Source organism: Streptomyces longisporoflavus (assembly GCF_014649775.1).
GTDB classification, from domain to species: domain Bacteria; phylum Actinomycetota; class Actinomycetes; order Streptomycetales; family Streptomycetaceae; genus Streptomyces; species Streptomyces longisporoflavus.
This window is the reverse complement of sequence record NZ_BMTR01000016.1, coordinates 36,380-51,927: the sequence shown is the minus strand read 5'-3', so window position 1 is coordinate 51,927 and position 15,548 is coordinate 36,380. Positions and strand designations below refer to the sequence as shown.

Genomic DNA, 15,548 nt, shown 5'->3' with positions numbered 1-15,548 from the left:
TCGGCTCAGTCTTCTCTCGGTCTCGATGGGGGTAGCGACTACCAGCGGTAGTGCGCGAAGGCCTTGTTGGACTCGGCCATCTTGTGGGTGTCCTCGCGCTTCTTCACAGCGGCGCCGAGGCCGTTGGAGGCGTCGAGGAGCTCGTTGAGCAGACGCTCGGTCATGGTCTTCTCGCGACGGGCGCGGGAGTAACCGACCAGCCAGCGCAGGGCGAGCGTGTTCGCACGGCCCGGCTTGACCTCGATCGGGACCTGGTAGGTCGCGCCACCGACACGGCGGGACTTGACCTCGAGGGTCGGCTTGATGTTCTCCAGCGCGCGCTTGAGCGTGATGACCGGGTCGTTGCCGGTCTTCTCGCGCAGGCCCTCCATGGCGCCGTACACGATGCGCTCGGCGGTGGAGCGCTTGCCGTTCAGCAGCACCTTGTTGATGAGGGAGGTCACCAGAGGAGAACCGTAGACCGGGTCGATGATGACCGGGCGCTTCGGGGCGGGGCCCTTACGAGGCATTCTTACTTCTCCTTCTTGGCGCCGTAGCGGCTGCGGGCCTGCTTGCGGTTCTTGACGCCCTGGGTGTCAAGGGAGCCGCGGATGATCTTGTAGCGAACACCCGGCAGGTCCTTCACACGGCCACCACGCACGAGCACGATGGAGTGCTCCTGCAGGTTGTGTCCCTCACCCGGAATGTAAGCGGTGACCTCGATCCCGCTGGTCAGACGCACACGCGCGACCTTACGCAGGGCCGAGTTCGGCTTCTTCGGGGTGGTCGTGAACACACGCGTGCAGACGCCGCGGCGCTGGGGAGATCCCTCGAGCGCGGGCGTCTTGTTCTTCTCGACCTTGTCCTGCCGGCCCTTCCGGACCAGCTGCTGGATCGTAGGCACTACTTCTCCGGTTTCTGTGTGCCGAATAGTAAAGCTAACCTGAAACATCGCCGACCCACGCGGTCGGGTGTGTCGAATGCTGCAGACTCCCGCCGCAAGGCGGAAAGGAGCGCAGATTACGGTGGCCGTTCTCGGACTCGCACAGCGGCTGAAGACACGCGCACGAGCCCAGGCACACCCCAGGCACAAGGTCTGAGCGTACCTACCTCATCGGGTTCGGTCAAAACAAATGCGGTGGGGGGCGACACGCCGGGCTTTTCACACTCGCGTTCCGGCTGACCTGACGCAATTTCAGCCGTTCAATGTCCTCGGGCAACCGCTTTCAGCCGTTCCGGGGCACAGTTCGGCCGTCTTCACTACGTTCATCGGTCGGCCTGACGATCGGGGGACCCATGACGGCTGCGCAGCCAACCGGCGATGGAGGCCTCGACGACCGGGTGCCGTTCCTCGCCCGCCTGGAGCGGGAAGACCGTTCCGCGCTGCTCGGTCTCGGCAGCCCGCTGCCCTTCTCGACCCGAGCGACGCTGATCCGCCAGCACGAGCCCTCCTCGCACATCCTGCTGATCCTGCACGGCTGGACCAAGGTGACCGCGTCCGCTGCAAACGGGTACGAGGCACTGCTCGCCCTGCGGGGTCCCGGCGACATCGTCGGCGAATCCGCCGCGCTGACCGGGCGCCCGCGCTCGGCGACGGTCACCGCGCTCGAACCGGTCGAGGCCGTCGCCGTCGAGCTGCGCCAGTTCACCGGCTTCCTCGCCCGCTCTCCCGCCGTCTCCTTCGCCCTGCTCGGACTCACCTCCGACCGGACTCGGGCCGCAGACCAGCGCCGCCTGGAGTTCGCGTCGATGACAGTACGTGAACGCTTCGCGGCACTCCTCCTCGATCTGGCCCGTACCCATGGACGACGTACCGACGAAGGCATCGAGCTCGCCGTTCCCCTGAGCAAGCAGGAGCTCGCCGGATCCGTGGGTGCCTCCCGCGAGATGGTGCAGCGGCTGCTCAAGGAGCTGCGGGACCGGGAGGTGGTGGCCACAGGGCGCCGCGAGCTGGTGATCAGGCGACCAGACGTACTGCGCATGATCGCTCGGGCGGGGCAGGAGGGCACCGCCCGTTAGTGCACGCCGTACAGGCACTCCGCCGAGCGACTCTGTGCACACGGTCACACTTCGAGTGCGTCATCCGCCCTCACGACGGGGACCACGGCGCCGCCACGCTGCTGGTCAGTCCGGATCCCCGATCGAAGGATGACCATGGCCGAGTCCGTGAGCCGCACGATCCTGCTGTTCGACATCGAGCAGTTCGGCACCAGAGACGATGTCGAGCAGGCCTTTCTCCGGCGCATGCTGTACGACGTCGCCGACGGCACCCTCGCCGCGGCCGACGTCAGCGAAACCGCTCGGCTCCGCGCCGACCGAGGTGACTCCGTCGTCGAACTCATCGACGCGAACGTTCCGGTGTCCGGGCTGCTGAAGGCGCTGCTCACCGAGACTCCGATGCTGCTGAACTCCAAGAACCGGCTGATGGCGGGCAGCACCCGGATGCGGCTGCGCATCGTACTGGCGGCGGGCTACGTCGCTGTGGACGAGAAGGGCTGGATCGGCGGGGACCTGAACCATGCCTTCCGTCTGTTGGATGCCGAACCACTGCGCGAGGCCCTGCGGACCGCTGCCGACAGCAGCGTCCTCTGCGTCTCCGACACCCTCTACCAAGGGGTGGTGCGCCACGGCCATCACGGCGTTCGCCCAGAGGAGTTCCACAAGGTGGCCGTGGAGACCAAGGAAGGGCCGAGCACCGCCTGGCTGCACCAGGTGGTGGCGCCCGAGCGGGGCGGCAGCGGAGGCTCCCGCCCCACTGGCTCCTCCCCCACTGGCTCCCCCTCCACCAGTCCCTCCGCCACAAGCACCCAGATCATGGGCTCGCAGTACGGGATCACTGGCGGCCACGTCGCGGGCGACGTCAACTTCGACTTGCGAGGCGGAGAGCGGGGTGACCGGAAGTGAGCCAGGAGGATGCCAAGCCGGAGAAGCCGCCGAAGGGCGAGCGACCCGAGAAGAGCGAGAAGCCGGACACGGACGCCGCCAATTCAGACGAGGCCCCCGATGGTGGCAAGGCTCCGGAGCCGGAACAGGAACCCGAAGCACGGCAGCCTGCCTGGGCCGCCCGCCGTGACCTGATCGACCACGCCCCCGACTTCGTCGGCAGCCTGATCCGCGGCGACCAGCTAGGGGTCACCGGCGGCCATGTCGCGGGCAACGTCAACATCAACCTCGGTCCGCGAGGCTTCGGCGCGGCCTCACGTTCGGTGTCCGGCCAAGTCCGCCGCGAGGACGTCGAACGACTGGCGACCGTCTTCCGGACCTGCCCGAGCTTCGACGCGGCACTGGAGCGGCTCCGGGACGACCACGTCGTCGTACTCAAGGGCAGCCGCGGCACCGGGCGCGAGTCCGCCGCGCTGATGCTGTTGAATCGGCTCGGCGCCCACCCGATCCAGTCCTTCGATCCGGGTACGGCCCCGGCGGCGCTGCCGGACGCTCTGGAGGACTCACCCGGCTTCCTCCTGCACGAGTTGTCGACCAGCCGCAGCCGTCCGCTCCTGGGACCCCACCTGCTGAGCATGCGGGAGAAATTGCGCCTGCACGGCGGACGGTTCGTGATCACTGTGGATTCGTCGGCGATGCTGGGCGAGATCCCCTTCGTGCTGTGGGAACCGCCACCGGTCGAGGACGTTCTGCGCGCCCATGTGACGACCGAGGTGGGACCCGAGGCGTGGGAGCGGCTGCGCCGGCTCACGCCGGTCGAGGAATTCCTCGACCGTACGCACCAGCCGGGCGAGACCGAGAGGTTCGCCGAACAGCTCGCCGCCCACCACCGGGGTGAACTCGACGAGGAGCAACTGGCCGACTTCGCACAGTCGGCTCTGGCCGACCGGGTATCCGGGTGGCTCACGTCACCCGAGAAGGAAGGCGGGGACGAACTGCGCGAGAAGGCGTTCCTCATCGCCCTCGCCGTCTTCGACAAGGCCCCGTACGCGATCGCGGCGGAACTCGGCGACAGTCTCTTCGTCGAACTCCAGACGACGGCCAACCCCGATAAGCCCCCCGTAATCCCGATCTTCGGCAGCTCCACGGCATCCCGCCTCGCCTTCGCCCATGCCCTCGGCAGTACGCAGGACGAGGTCACCGAGTGGGGTCCGGTCTCCCAGTACCGGGCCGAGTTCCAGGACAAGCACACCGCAAGCATGCTGCTGCGCGAGGTCTGGACCGTGCATCCCTCCGCGCGCACCGCCCTGGTGCGCTGGCTCCAGCAGCTCGCGAAGGACGGTCGCCCGCTGGTCCGCACCCGGGCCGCCGCCGCCACGGCGCTCCTCGCCGAGGCCGACCTGCCGTCCGCCATGGCGCACCTGGTCGAGCCCTGGGCCGGCGGCAGGTCCTACAGCGGCTGGCTGACCGCCGCCAACACGCTCAGCCTGGCCAGCCTTCTCCAGGTACGGGGCGTGTCCCGGATCCTGCACGCCTGGTGCACCGGCGAACACCCCAGCCGCCGATGGACCGCGATCCGCGTCTACGGACTCCTCGGCCCGATGCAGCCGGTGAAGGCGCTGGATGCGCTGCTCGACGCCGTGCGTCTGGAGAACGACGAGGAAGAGGAGGTGAATCAACTGGCCGAAGCCACCCAGCTGTTGTTGCTCGCCGCCCATGAGCCGGTGCTCCCGCGGCTCGCCCAACTGGTCGAGGACGAACAGACGCCACGCGACGAGGCTCTGTACAACCACGCGCTGCGTGCCTTCGGTCTCGCCTGCCGTGAGTCCGAAGAGGGCACTGAGCGCCCTCTCGTCCTGAAGTGGTTCGCCGATGCCCGCTCCTCTCCCGAATGCGACGACGACGAACTCGTCACCGGCCTCTGGCGTGCCGGGCTGCGCGACCGCGCGCACACCGATACGGCGCGGGAGTCCTTGCAGCGATGGGTTCGTGTGGCGGAGCGAGACCCCTACACCGAGCGGTCCTTGACCCCGCTACTGGCCGCACTCGCCGACACCGAAGCCGACCGGCAGCGGATCGACCACCTCCTGCGCACGGCGCACGCCGCCGACGGCAGCCCCCTGCACGTCACACACCGCCTGCGCACGGCCGTCGCAGCGCACTCATGAGCCGGAGAGGAGCCCACTGTGGCAACAGGTCAGGAACACCCTGAAAGCCGGATCCCCCAGTTCTCGCGAGAGGCACAGACGACACCTGAGGCACCCGACACCCGGGACCGGCCTGGCCTGATGGGCCCGGCCGGCCTGGACGAGCTGACCGATCTGATCCGCCCCAACAATCCCCGCGCCCCCGGCAGTCCTCACGATCCGGACGCCAGGGACACCCTCCCGGAGCACGGCGGTCGGCCTACTGGCCTGACCGACCCCGTTCTCGCCGTACGTCAGCTGGCGCGCTACGAGATCCCGGGCCGCCGCTATCTGGGCCGCGCCGACTGCGCTCTCGTGGTCGCCGGGGCCGGTGACTCGTACGAGACGTATCTGCCACCAAGACGCCCGACAAGCCTCCGTGGCCGAACCGCCGTGTACGAGGTCGACCTGGGCGTCCACCCCCTGTGCCTGCGCACTCGTCTGCCCAGCGACATCGACAGCTTCGAGTTCGACGCCACCTTCGACCTCACCTGGCAGGTGACTGACCCGGAGCGCTTCGTCGTCAGCCAGGAGCGCGACATGCCGGCCCTCCTGAACCGCGTACTGCACCGCCTGCTACGCCCTGTGACCAGGAAGTTCACCATTTCCTCGAGTGCGGACGCCGAGGCCGCCGTGCAACAGATCCTCGATGCCTCCGGTGACCACGCGGCACGGCAAGGGCTCCGGCTCGGCGGCACCGCGCGGCTGCGGCGCGATCCCGAAGAGCGCGCCCACCAGGGTCGCCTGCGCGCGGCCCGGTACGACGCCGAGGCCGCGCTGTCCGAACACGACGTGGAGCTGATGCGGCTGGAACAGGAGCAGCAACTCAAGGCGAGGAAGATCGAGTTTTACCGTCATAACCTGGCCAAGGGCGGAGTCGCCGCCCTCCTCCTGCACCTGGCCGAGCACGCGCAGGACACCCGACTCGTCGTGGAGAACCTGCGCGCCGACGAGAAGCGGACGATCGAGAACCAGCTCGGACTCATCGACCGGGTCCTACCGGAGGGAACCCTGGAGAAGTACCAGCTGGAGGAGCCTCAGCAACTGGTCCTCGCGCTGTTCAGGTCGATGTTCGCCCAGGCAGTCGGCGGCTCGACCGACGCACAGCGGGAAGGCCCACTGCGCAAGCCGCCCGATCGCGCCGCCCGGCATCCCGACGACCGGGCCGAAACCGTATGACCACCGAGGAATCGCAATCCGGTGTCCGGCTGCTCGCGGAGATCCGGGCCGAGATCAGCCGAGCCGACAACAAAGCGGCCGTAGCGGTCGGCGCCATCGCGATGGTCGTGGGGCTGCTCGGCGGCCTCGTCGTGAGCCGCGGCTGGGACCCGTCCCGGCTCGCCCTTCCCTGGGCCCTCATCTGGTGGACCGGGATCTGCGCACTCGCGGGTTCCCTGGTCTCGATGCTCCTCGCGGTCATGCCTCGCTACCGCAAGAGCGACTGGGAACCGGGGCGGCCACTCGGCTACTTCGGCGACATCCGACGCGCCGCCGAATCAGGCGCCCTGACACAAGCGCTGACAGAGGCCGACCGCGACCCGACTCCCCTTCTTGTGGCGGCGCTTGCGGCGACCAGTCGGATCGCCGCACACAAGCACCTGTGGGTACGCGTCGGCCTCCTGGCCCTCGCGGCGGCGTCCCTGCTGCTGCCCGCTGCCCTGCTGCTCGGCTGAGGAAGCCCGTACCGAAGGAAGGAGCACCATGTCCCAGCTGTACGAACCTGAGTACCCCGAACACGAACCGACGGTGTCACCCCGCTATCCCGAGCCTGACTCCACTCCACAGCCACGCCCGCCCGATGCCTTGCGGAAGCCGGCGGCGGATGCGGCATCACAGGCACCCCGGATATCCGATACCTCAGAGACGCCGACGACCGTGAGCGGCCAGGACCCCGAGGCCCACGTCCCGCACACCGGGCGCGTCCACATAGCGGCCCGCCGCAGGGGCGCCGACGTCCTCGCCGTCGGATCGCTGGCGCTCCACCTGCCGCACGCGGCGGCCAGCCTCTTGGTCGTGGCCTGCCTGGCCTACGTACTGGAGAGCGCGACCGGCATTCCTCTGTGGGCCACGGTCGCCGGGTGGCTGCTCAGCGGCGCTCTTATCTTCCACCGCCCGGCAGAGGCGTTCCTGGCCCACCATGTCTTCGGCCACAGGCCACCGTCCCTCGTCGAGGGTGATCAACTGAAGCCTCTCTGGCGCGACGTCACGGCCCGCTTCGGAGCGGACCCAGCCACGTACCAGCTCTGGATCGCCGAGAGCGAGGAACTCAACGCGGAGGCCGCCGCGGGACACATCGTGACCGTAACCTCGGCAGCGCTACGACTCCCGCCCGGCCAGCTGGCGGCAGTGCTCGCCCATGAACTCAGCCATCATGTCGCGGGGCACTCCTGGTCCGCACTCCTGAGCAATTGGTACGCCCTGCCAGGAAGGCTCCTCTGGCGGGCGCTGCGGGGCCTGCACCGGCTCACGCTTCCGCATCGGCACATCGAGGCCAAGGAAGCCAACCGTCGGCTCATCCTGCTGGCGGTCGTGGTCGGCCTTGTGCTGCTCTATCTGTTCCCCTGGCTGCTCCTTCCGGCGCTCACTCCATGGCTGCTCGCCGCAGTGAACAGGCGGGCCGAGCTGCGCGCCGACCGGGCCGCGGCCCTGCGCGGCTTCGGCCCTCAGTTGGTCGCGGTGCTGCAGCGCTTCATCACCGACGAGGAAGCCTCGAAGCCGCGCAGCCCGGTCCATCGCCACGACCGCCTCCTCCCGGCGCCTTCACTGCTCTCCTCCAAGCCGGATCACCACACCCGGCTGCAGCGGCTCCAGCGGCAGCTCCAGCAGCCCGGCCACTGAGGAACGCCGAAGGGCGGCCACCCCGTACGAAACGGAGTGGCCGCCCTTCATCAGACCTGAGTCCTACTGGTTGTAAGGCCCATAGTCGTAGTCCTCCAGCGGAACAGCCTGGCCGGAGCCCGTGCCGAAGGGCGAGTAGTCGATGTCGTCGTAGCCGACGGCCGAGTACATCGCGGCCTTGGCCTCCTCGGTCGGCTCCACCCGGATGTTGCGGTAGCGGGAGAGACCCGTACCGGCCGGGATGAGCTTACCGATGATGACGTTCTCCTTGAGGCCGATGAGGCTGTCGGACTTGGCGTTGATCGCCGCGTCCGTCAGGACTCGGGTCGTCTCCTGGAAGGAGGCGGCCGACAGCCAGGATTCCGTCGCCAGCGAGGCCTTGGTGATACCCATCAGCTGCGGACGGCCGGAGGCCGGGTGGCCCCCCTCCGTCACAACACGACGGTTCTCGGTCTCGAACTTCGAGCGCTCGACGAGCTCGCCCGGCAGCAGTTCCGCGTCGCCGGACTCGATGATCGTCACGCGGCGCAGCATCTGCCGGATGATGATCTCGATGTGCTTGTCGTGGATCGACACGCCCTGGCTGTTGTAGACCTTCTGGACTTCGCCGACCAGGTGGACCTGGACCGCGCGCTGACCGAGGATCCGCAGCACGTCGTGCGGGTTGGTGGCACCGAAGGTGAGCTTCTGGCCCACCTCGACGTGGTCACCCTCACGCACGAGGACCTTGGCACGCTTCGAGATCGGGAAGGGAGTCTCGTCGCTGCCGTCGTCCGGCGTGACGACGATCTTCTTGGTCTTCTCGGTCTCCTCGATACGGACGCGGCCAGCCGCCTCCGAGATCGGGGCGACACCCTTGGGCGTACGAGCCTCGAAGAGCTCGACGACACGGGGCAGACCCTGGGTGATGTCGTCACCGGCGACACCACCGGTGTGGAACGTACGCATCGTCAGCTGCGTGCCGGGCTCACCGATGGACTGGGCGGCGATGATGCCGACCGCCTCACCGATGTCGACCAGCTTGCCGGTGGCGAGCGAACGGCCGTAGCAGAAGGCACAGGTGCCGACCGCGGACTCGCAGGTCAGGACCGAACGGGTCTTGACCTCCTCGACGCCGTTGGCGACCAGGGCGTCGATCAGGACGTCACCGAGGTCGACGTTCGCCGGCGCGATGACCTTGCCGTCGATGACGACGTCCTCGGCCAGCATGCGGGCGTACACCGAGGTCTCGACGTTCTCCGTCTTGCGGAGCACACCGTCCTCGCCCTTGACCGCGATCTTGAGCTTCAGACCGCGCTCGGTGCCACAGTCCTCCTCGCGAATGATGACGTCCTGCGAGACGTCGACCAGACGACGGGTGAGGTAACCGGAGTCAGCGGTACGGAGAGCCGTGTCCGCAAGACCCTTACGAGCACCGTGAGTCGAGATGAAGTACTCGAGCACCGACAAGCCTTCGCGGAACGAAGCCTTAATCGGGCGCGGGATCGTCTCGTTCTTCGCGTTCGACACCAGACCACGCATACCGGCGATCTGACGCATCTGCATCATGTTTCCTCGGGCACCCGAGTCAACCATCATGAAGATGGGGTTCGTCTTGGGGAAGTTCGCGTTCATCGCCTCGGCAACCTCGTTGGTCGCCTTGGTCCAGATCGCGATGAGCTCCTGCGTGCGCTCGTCCTTGGTGATCAGACCGCGCTCGTACTGCTTCTGGACCTTCTCGTCCTGCGCCTCGTAGCCCGCGACGATCGCCTTCTTGGCCTCGGGGACCACGACGTCGGAGATGGCCACGGTGACACCGGAACGGGTCGCCCAGAAGAAGCCCGCCGCCTTCAGGTTGTCGAGCGTCGCCGCCACGATGACCTTGGGGTAGCGCTCGGCCAGGTCGTTGACGATCTCGGAGAGCTGCTTCTTGCCCACCGAGTAGTCGACGAACGGGTAGTCCTCGGGCAGCAGCTCGTTGAAGAGCGCGCGGCCCAGGGTCGTACGCAGCCGGAAGCTGTCGCCCTGCTGGTACTCGGGCTCGCCCTCTTCGACGGCCGGCGGGGTCCAGCCGCGCGGCGGGATGGTGCCCACCGGGAAGCGGATGTCGACCTTCGCCTGGAGCGAGAGCTCCTTGGCGTCGAACGCCATGGTCGCCTCGGCCGTGGAGCCGAAGGACCGGCCCTCGCCGATGACCTTGCGCTCTTCCTCGTCCGTGGTGAGGAAGAAGAGACCGAGAACCATGTCCTGGGTCGGCATGGTGACGGGACGACCGTCGGCCGGCTTCAGGATGTTGTTCGAGGACAGCATCAGGATGCGGGCCTCGGCCTGCGCCTCCGCGGAGAGCGGCAGGTGCACGGCCATCTGGTCACCGTCGAAGTCCGCGTTGAACGCGGTGCAGACGAGCGGGTGGATCTGAATGGCCTTGCCCTCGACCAGCTGCGGCTCGAAGGCCTGGATGCCGAGGCGGTGCAGCGTGGGCGCACGGTTCAGGAGAACCGGGTGCTCCGCGATGACCTCTTCCAGGACGTCGTACACGACCGTGCGGCCGCGCTCGACCATCCGCTTGGCGCTCTTGATGTTCTGCGCGTGGTTGAGGTCGACCAGGCGCTTCATCACGAACGGCTTGAAGAGCTCCAGCGCCATGGCCTTGGGAAGACCACACTGGTGCAGCTTCAGCTGCGGACCGACGACGATCACGGAACGCGCGGAGTAGTCCACACGCTTACCGAGCAGGTTCTGACGGAATCGACCCTGCTTGCCCTTGAGCATGTCGCTCAGGGACTTCAGCGGGCGGTTACCGGGACCGGTGACCGGGCGACCACGACGACCGTTGTCGAAGAGGGCGTCCACGGCCTCCTGGAGCATGCGCTTCTCGTTGTTCACGATGATCTCGGGAGCACCGAGGTCGAGAAGCCGCTTCAGGCGGTTGTTGCGGTTGATCACGCGGCGGTACAGGTCGTTCAGGTCGGAGGTCGCGAAGCGGCCACCGTCCAGCTGCACCATCGGACGCAGGTCCGGCGGGATGACCGGCACGCAGTCGAGCACCATGCCCTTGGGGCTGTTGCTGGTCTGCAGGAACGCGGAGACGACCTTGAGGCGCTTGAGCGCACGGGTCTTCTTCTGGCCCTTGCCGGTACGGATGATCTCGCGGAGGCGCTCGGCCTCCTCGTCCAGGTCGAACGACTCAAGGCGCTTCTGCAGGGCAGCGGCACCCATCGAACCGTCGAAGTACGTGCCGAAGCGGTCACGCAGCTCGCGGTAGAGCAGCTCGTCACCCTCCAGGTCCTGGACCTTGAGGTTCTTGAAGCGGTTCCACACCTCGTCGAGACGGTCGATCTCGCGCTGCGCACGGTCACGCAGCTGCTTCATCTCACGCTCGGCACCTTCGCGCACCTTGCGGCGCACGTCGGCCTTGGCACCCTCGGCCTCGAGCTCGGCCAGGTCGGTCTCGAGCTTCTTGGCGCGGGCCTCCAGGTCGGAGTCGCGACGGTTCTCGACCTGCTGACGCTCCACGGAGACGTGCGCCTCCAGGGAGGGCAGGTCACGCGTACGGCGCTCCTCGTCCACGAACGTGATCATGTACGCCGCGAAGTAGATGACCTTCTCGAGGTCCTTCGGGGCGAGATCAAGCAGGTAGCCGAGGCGCGACGGAACGCCCTTGAAGTACCAGATGTGCGTGACAGGCGCGGCCAGCTCAATGTGGCCCATCCGCTCACGACGCACCTTGGCGCGAGTGACCTCGACGCCGCAGCGCTCGCAGATGATGCCCTTGAAGCGGACACGCTTGTACTTGCCGCAGTAGCACTCCCAGTCCCGGGTCGGACCGAAGATCTTCTCGCAGAAGAGTCCGTCCTTTTCGGGCTTGAGCGTGCGGTAGTTGATGGTCTCCGGCTTCTTGACCTCGCCGTGGGACCACTGTCGGATGTCGTCCGCGGTGGCAAGGCCGATCCGCAGCTCGTCGAAGAAGTTGACGTCGAGCACTTTGTCGTCAATCCCTCTTTCGGGGTCGAGTCTCAATCATGGTCTGAACGGGTCCGGGGAGAGCCGGCCGGACGCGGGGTCCGGCCGGCCAACCCGTCAGACCTCTTCGACGCTGCTCGGCTCGCGCCGGGACAGGTCGATGCCGAGCTCCTCCGCCGCGCGGAAGACGTCCTCGTCGGTGTCGCGCATCTCGATGGACATGCCGTCCGAGGACAGCACCTCCACGTTGAGGCAGAGCGACTGCATTTCCTTGATGAGCACCTTGAAGGACTCGGGAATGCCGGGCTCGGGGATGTTCTCGCCCTTGACGATGGCCTCGTAGACCTTCACGCGGCCGGTCACGTCGTCGGACTTGATCGTCAGCAGCTCCTGGAGGGCGTAAGCGGCGCCGTATGCCTCCAGCGCCCACACCTCCATCTCGCCGAAGCGCTGACCACCGAACTGAGCCTTACCACCCAGCGGCTGCTGGGTGATCATGGAGTACGGACCGGTCGAACGGGCGTGCAGCTTGTCGTCGACCAGGTGGTGCAGCTTGAGGATGTACATGTACCCGATCGAGATCGGGTCCGGGAACGGCTCGCCAGAGCGACCGTCGAACAGCCGCGCCTTGCCGGACGGCAGGACCATGCGGTCGCCGTCGCGGTTCGGGACGGTGTGCTCGAGGAGACCGGCCAGCTCGTCCTCACGGGCACCGTCGAAGACCGGGGTCGCGACGTTCGTCCGCGGGGCCACCTGGTCGGCGCCGATGCGCTGCAGGCTCTGCGCCCACTCCTCGCTGAGACCGGAGACATCCCAGCCCTGGCTGGCGAGCCAGCCGAGGTGGATCTCCAGGACCTGACCCGGGTTCATTCGGGACGGGACACCCAGCGGGTTGAGGATGATGTCGACCGGAGTTCCGTCCTCGAGGAACGGCATGTCCTCGATCGGAAGGATCTTCGAGATAACACCCTTGTTGCCGTGCCGGCCGGCGAGCTTGTCACCGTCCGTGATCTTGCGCTTCTGCGCCACGTAGACACGAACCAGCTGGTTCACGCCCGGCGGCAGCTCGTCGCCCTCTTCACGGTCGAAGACGCGTACGCCGATGACCTTGCCGATCTCGCCGTGCGGCACCTTCAGGGAGGTGTCGCGCACCTCGCGCGCCTTCTCACCGAAGATCGCGCGGAGCAGGCGCTCCTCGGGCGTCAGCTCGGTCTCACCCTTGGGCGTGACCTTGCCGACGAGGATGTCGCCGGCGACGACCTCGGCACCGATACGGATGATGCCGCGCTCGTCGAGGTCGGCGAGGACCTCTTCGGAGACGTTCGGGATGTCCCGGGTGATCTCCTCCGGGCCGAGCTTGGTGTCACGGGCGTCGACCTCGTGCTCCTCGATGTGGATCGAGGAGAGGACGTCGTCCTGCACGAGGCGCTGCGACAGGATGATCGCGTCCTCGTAGTTGTGACCTTCCCAGGGCATGAACGCCACGAGCAGGTTCTTGCCGAGGGCCATCTCGCCCTCTTCGGTCGCGGGACCGTCGGCCAGGACCTGGCCCTCGATCACGCGGGCGCCCTCGTCGACGACAACCTTCTGGTTGACCGAGGTGCCCTGGTTCGACCGGGAGAACTTGGCGATGCGGTACGTGGTGTACGTGCCGTCGTCGTTCGTGACCGTGACGTAGTCCGCGGAGACCTCCTGGACCACACCCGCCTTCTCGGCCTTGATCACGTCACCGGCGTCGACCGCACAGCGGTACTCCATGCCGGTGCCGACGAGGGGAGCCTCGGCGGTGATCAGCGGCACGGCCTGACGCATCATGTTCGCGCCCATGAGGGCACGGTTGGCGTCGTCGTGCTCGAGGAAGGGGATCATCGCGGTCGCGACCGACACCATCTGGCGCGGCGAGACGTCCATGTAGTCGACGTCGTCGCCGGGGATGTAGTCGATCTCGCCGCCACGACGGCGGACGAGGACGCGCGACTCGGTGAAGCGCATGTCCTCGCCGAGCACGGCGTTGGCCTGGGCGATCACGAAGCGGTCTTCTTCGTCGGCCGTGAGGTAGTCGACGTCGTCGGTGACGACGCCCTCGACGACCTTGCGGTACGGCGTCTCGACGAAGCCGAACGCGTTCACACGGCCGTAAGAGGCCAGCGAACCGATCAGACCGATGTTGGGGCCTTCGGGAGTCTCAATGGGGCACATGCGGCCGTAGTGAGACGGGTGAACGTCACGGACCTCGAAGCCGGCCCGCTCACGGGAGAGACCACCCGGACCAAGCGCCGACAGACGGCGCTTGTGGGTGAGACCCGACAGCGGGTTGTTCTGGTCCATGAACTGCGACAGCTGCGAGGTGCCGAAGAATTCCTTGATCGACGCCACGACCGGGCGGATGTTGATCAGGGTCTGCGGCGTGATCGCCTCGACGTCCTGGGTCGTCATGCGCTCACGGACGACGCGCTCCATACGAGCCAGACCCGTACGGACCTGGTTCTGGATGAGCTCGCCGACGTTGCGCAGACGACGGTTGCCGAAGTGGTCGATGTCGTCGGTCTCGACGACGATCGACGTACCGCTGTCGCCAACGGTCTCGGTCTCACCGGCGTGCAGCTTCACCAGGTACTTGATCGAGGCGATGATGTCCTCGACCGTGAGGATGCCCGCGTCGAGCGGAGCGTCCGCACCCAGCTTCTTGTTCACCTTGTAGCGGCCGACCTTCGCGAGGTCGTAGCGCTTGGGGTTGAAGTAGAGGTTCTCAAGCAGGGTCTGAGCGGCCTCACGGGTCGGCGGCTCGCCCGGACGGAGCTTGCGGTAGATGTCGAGCAGCGCGTCGTCCTGGCCCTGGGTGTGGTCCTTCTCCAGGGTGGCGCGCATGGACTCGTACTCGCCGAACTCCTCGAGGATCTGCTCGGTCGTCCAACCGAGAGCCTTGAGCAGAACGGTGACCGACTGCTTGCGCTTGCGGTCGATGCGTACACCGACCATGTCGCGCTTGTCGATCTCCATCTCCAGCCAGGCACCCCGGGACGGGATGATCTTGGCGGAGAAGATGTCCTTGTCGGACGTCTTGTCGATCGAGGAATCGAAGTAGACACCCGGCGAACGGACCAGCTGCGACACGACGACACGCTCGGTGCCGTTGATGACGAAGGTGCCCTTGTTCGTCATGAGCGGGAAATCGCCCATGAAGACCGTCTGGGACTTGATCTCGCCGGTCTCGTTGTTGGTGAACTCGGCGGTGACGAAGAGCGGGGCGGCGAACGTGAAGTCGCGCTCCTTGCACTCGTCGATGGAGTTCTTCGGAGGCTCAAAACGGTGGTCGCGGAACGTCAAGGACATCGACCCGGAGAAGTCCTCGATCGGAGAGATCTCCTCGAAGATCTCTTCCAGACCGGACTTGGTGGGGACGTCCTGTCCGCTGTCCAGAGCCGCCTCGACACGAGCCTTCCACGCTTCATTGCCGAGCAGCCAGTCAAAGCTCTCGGTCTGCAGCGCAAGAAGGTTCGGAACCTCGAGGGGCTCCTTGATCTTTGCAAAGGAAATGCGCAGCGGGGCGGTGCTTGCGCCGTTGTTCGTATTCGCGGTCGAGGCAGTGCGCGAGGCGGCCAAGAGGGGGTCCTTCCGAGGGCTCGGACTCACTACGCGCGTACCGGTCCCAAGCTGGACACAGGGACAGACCTTCCTGATCTGGCTGTTTGGCCAGGTCAGGGAAGTTTCAGTCCACGG

The 15,548-nt window shown here is 67.0% G+C and carries 10 protein-coding genes; 6 read left to right on the top strand and 4 right to left on the bottom strand.

Annotation, left to right across the window (positions count from 1 at the left end):
* Positions 1-38: 38 nt before the first annotated feature.
* Positions 39-509 carry a 30S ribosomal protein S7 gene (rpsG, locus tag IE226_RS29225; RefSeq protein ID WP_003974303.1) on the bottom strand — a complete coding sequence of 157 codons (471 nt, stop codon included), beginning with the start codon at positions 507-509 and terminating at the stop codon, positions 39-41.
* A gap of 2 nt (positions 510-511) precedes the next feature.
* Entirely contained in the window at positions 512-883 is a 372-nt protein-coding gene (gene rpsL, locus IE226_RS29220) for a 30S ribosomal protein S12 (protein WP_003948652.1), read from the bottom strand.
* A gap of 392 nt (positions 884-1,275) precedes the next feature.
* On the opposite strand from rpsL, the gene IE226_RS29215 reads away from it, so the two are divergent.
* The 6 genes from IE226_RS29215 (at position 1,276) to IE226_RS29190 (ending at position 7,886) form a co-directional block, all read left to right on the top strand.
* Positions 1,276-1,998: a Crp/Fnr family transcriptional regulator gene (locus IE226_RS29215; protein WP_190084414.1), complete on the top strand. Its 723-nt coding sequence runs from the start codon at positions 1,276-1,278 to the stop codon at positions 1,996-1,998.
* 135 nt (positions 1,999-2,133) lie between these two features.
* Positions 2,134-2,883, top strand: a complete 750-nt coding sequence (locus IE226_RS29210) for a hypothetical protein (protein ID WP_190084413.1) — start codon at positions 2,134-2,136, stop codon at positions 2,881-2,883.
* Entirely contained in the window at positions 2,880-5,030 is a 2,151-nt protein-coding gene (locus IE226_RS29205) for a hypothetical protein (protein ID WP_190084412.1), read from the top strand. Before IE226_RS29210 ends, IE226_RS29205 begins: the two co-directional genes overlap by 4 nt.
* A gap of 120 nt (positions 5,031-5,150) precedes the next feature.
* Positions 5,151-6,227 (top strand): hypothetical protein, encoded by a 1,077-nt coding sequence (locus IE226_RS29200; RefSeq protein WP_229871605.1) that lies wholly within the window; start codon positions 5,151-5,153, stop codon positions 6,225-6,227.
* On the top strand, positions 6,224-6,721 hold the full coding sequence (locus tag IE226_RS29195; protein WP_190084410.1) for a Pycsar system effector family protein: 498 nt from the start codon (positions 6,224-6,226) through the stop codon (positions 6,719-6,721). The genes IE226_RS29200 and IE226_RS29195 overlap by 4 nt, the downstream gene beginning before the upstream one ends.
* A 202-nt stretch (positions 6,722-6,923) precedes the next feature.
* Positions 6,924-7,886 (top strand): M48 family metalloprotease, encoded by a 963-nt coding sequence (locus IE226_RS29190; protein WP_229871604.1) that lies wholly within the window; start codon positions 6,924-6,926, stop codon positions 7,884-7,886.
* Between the two features lie 63 nt (positions 7,887-7,949).
* On the opposite strand, the gene IE226_RS29185 is transcribed toward IE226_RS29190, so the two are convergent.
* Entirely contained in the window at positions 7,950-11,849 is a 3,900-nt protein-coding gene (locus IE226_RS29185; protein ID WP_190084408.1) for a DNA-directed RNA polymerase subunit beta', read from the bottom strand.
* Between the two features lie 96 nt (positions 11,850-11,945).
* Positions 11,946-15,431, bottom strand: a complete 3,486-nt coding sequence (gene rpoB / locus IE226_RS29180) for a DNA-directed RNA polymerase subunit beta (protein WP_190084407.1) — start codon at positions 15,429-15,431, stop codon at positions 11,946-11,948.
* Positions 15,432-15,548: the final 117 nt, after the last annotated feature.